Source organism: Candidatus Cardinium hertigii, from assembly GCF_003788695.1.
In genome coordinates this window covers 4,740-7,333 of record NZ_RARA01000012.1, presented here as the reverse complement: position 1 = coordinate 7,333, position 2,594 = coordinate 4,740, and the positions used below count along the sequence as shown (strand labels likewise).

Here is a 2,594-nt window from a genome sequence, read left to right as displayed (position 1 = left end):
TCTTTTTGAGCATTATCCAGTACCCCCCCTGGTGCTGCTAGATGTACGCTTAGATAACGATGGCAGGAAAATAATGTTATAATTTGATCTTTAATGCCTTTCTCGATTTCTTGGTAAGAACTTCCTTTAACATCTTTCAGGTTAAGCAAGATGACTGGAAATTGCCCCTGATATTCATTTATAATATCTGTACAAGCTGCTATTTTAAGCTTTTGCAGTATTTTTTTTCTTCCCGTTGCTAATTTTAAATCAATGGCTCCACCCAAGAATAGCTTCTGATTGACACGATCTGTTTCAGCTAAAGGCTTTCCTGTCTGATCCACCTCAATTTCAAAAAACTTGCGCAGCATATCCATGTTCAAGCTTTTACCCCAACGTCTGGGACGGGTAATCAGTATTACCTTACTAGGCTCATCTAGTAAGGCCTGAATCATTAAGCTTTTATCTACAAATACATCACTATTTACTAATAGGTCATAAAAGTCATCGGTTCCCGTTCGGATGCGGGAATGTGTAGATACATGGGTCATAATGGAAAGAATTTGAAATGAGGCGTATAGGATACCTAGCACAAAAAGAAGGTAACAGTTGCTTTCTTATGAATTTAGCAAAATTTAAAAGAAAAAAATTGAGAGGGAAGTGGTTGCATATGCTTTTTCTTAAGTGTAGTGATCCCCCAGTGGAGTCTGCTCCTCTAACATCAGGAATCAAAAGTATTTAGTCCCAGACTATTGTGGAATATATTATAATTGTGTATCCTTGTAAGAATTTACCTACAAAAGCAGCCTTATGGAACAAATATTACATGGGTGCACCAAAATAACTGAGGCCATTCGTTACGCTATTTAAATAGTTAAGAAAGTTTAAATGGCTTAGTAAAATCACTGAACGGATACAAACATCTATTACTACCTATACACATTTACCTCATCCACCCGATAAGCTAAGGTTACTTCTTTGCCACAAAAAGCTAACGCAATGCTGGTAATCTTTCTTACATGAGGATAGGTTTTTACCTTAGTATGGTATTGTTTAGCGATGATTTGGGCCAAACCTGCTTGGGCTACCGCATCCAAGTTTTCTAACGTTTTAGTTGTTTTATATTCTATGATCAGTGCATTATCATTCCTACCTACTTGAGGTATTAAAAGCATATCTGCCCGACCACTGCCTGTTTCCCTTTCACTTTCTATGCTATAGTCAGCACACAACATATGTAACATGCCCAACATAAAGCCACTGTAAAATAGTTCTGCTTTGGTGCTTCCTGTTTGGAAAAAACTGGTAGCACGATACAGCAATGTTTGCAATTGCTCCTTAAAGGTCTCTATATGGCCAGCTGGTAATAAGTGAACAAAGGAATAGTATTTAGAGCTGTCTATGTTTAANTGCGTAGATACATGGGTCATAATGGAAAGAATTTGAAATGGGACATATAGGCTGCCTAACACAAAAAGAAGGTAACAGCTGCTTTTTTATGAATTTAGCAAAATTTAAAAGAAAAAAATGTAAGAGAAAAGTGGTTGAGTAAGCTTTTTCTTAAGTATGGTGATCCCCCAATGGAACTGCTATTGTTAAGTGCAAATTTAGAATTGGAGAAAATATGTTTTACTTTTGGGTTATTTTTTGATGAAACAAAAAGTAGCAAGAAATATTGTGACAAGCCCGTTTTTTTCTACTATTTTAGACCATATGAAACAATCGGTTCCAACGGATACCACTGAACAAACTTTTTTTTCTTGAAGATAACAGAACCATAATTGCCTTTCCAGTAATATGTTCTTCTGGAATAAATCCAATAAATCTAGAGTCCTTAGACTGATCTCGATTGTCTCCCATCACGAAATAATAATTTTTAACAAAAGTATATTGCTTTACCTGTTGACCATCTATCCAGCACTCCTTCTGCGTGAATTTTATAGTTTTTTTTCCCTCAAAATTTGCTATAGCATGACCATACAATAGGATGTTTTTCTCATCCATGTGAATAGACATTCCTTTTTTAGGAACTGTAAGGGGGCCAAAATTATCCTTCGTCCAACCTAAAACTGTACGCACCAGCAAACCAAAATTACCCTTATGCCAAGTAAGGGGATCCATAGCACCTTTGGTATCATCCCATAACATACTACTGGGATAGTTATTAGGCTGTATTTCTTCATCTTCTACTGGTTCCACAGACTGTATATAGGATGGAAGAATAGTAGTAAGTTGTTTAACTTTGTTGGGTGTAGCATAAATAATATACCCCTCATGGCCAGAAACAATAGATATATCTGGATGACTGATAGCACTTTTCTCAACGATAATATCATTTTTTTCAAAAAAAGCAGAAGATAATTTTCGTTTCGTTTTCATAAAGTAACGATATTGAATCGTATCACATGTATCAGCCAGCTTATCATTAACATAAAGTTGCTTATGATCTATACGTACTACGTCTCCAGGAATTGCAATGCAACGCTTGATCCAATATTCGCGTAAATCAAGCGGTTCAGTACCTAATGGCGTGTTAAATACAATAATATCATTTCGTTGCACCTTGCTAAAACCAGGCAAGCGGTATTGAGGCAATGTAATCCAGTCAACATAAG

The 2,594-nt window shown here is 36.1% G+C and carries 3 protein-coding genes (1 of these 3 only partly in view); all 3 read right to left on the bottom strand.

The genetic code is table 11. The features are described 5' to 3' along the window. On the bottom strand, window positions 1-530 hold the 5' portion of the coding sequence (locus EDM02_RS00440) for an AAA family ATPase (RefSeq protein WP_123662195.1). Its footprint begins 52 nt before the window's first position; only the first 530 of its 582 coding nucleotides appear in the window; the start codon lies at window positions 528-530; its stop codon lies beyond the left edge, outside the window. A gap of 378 nt (window positions 531-908) precedes the next feature. After that, window positions 909-1,409, bottom strand: coding sequence for a PD-(D/E)XK nuclease domain-containing protein (locus EDM02_RS00435; protein WP_123662193.1), 501 nt, complete (start codon window positions 1,407-1,409; stop codon window positions 909-911). 274 nt (window positions 1,410-1,683) lie between these two features. Then, complete coding sequence (gene lepB, locus EDM02_RS00430; RefSeq protein ID WP_123662191.1) at window positions 1,684-2,541, bottom strand: signal peptidase I; 858 nt, start codon at window positions 2,539-2,541, stop codon at window positions 1,684-1,686. Window positions 2,542-2,594: the final 53 nt, after the last annotated feature.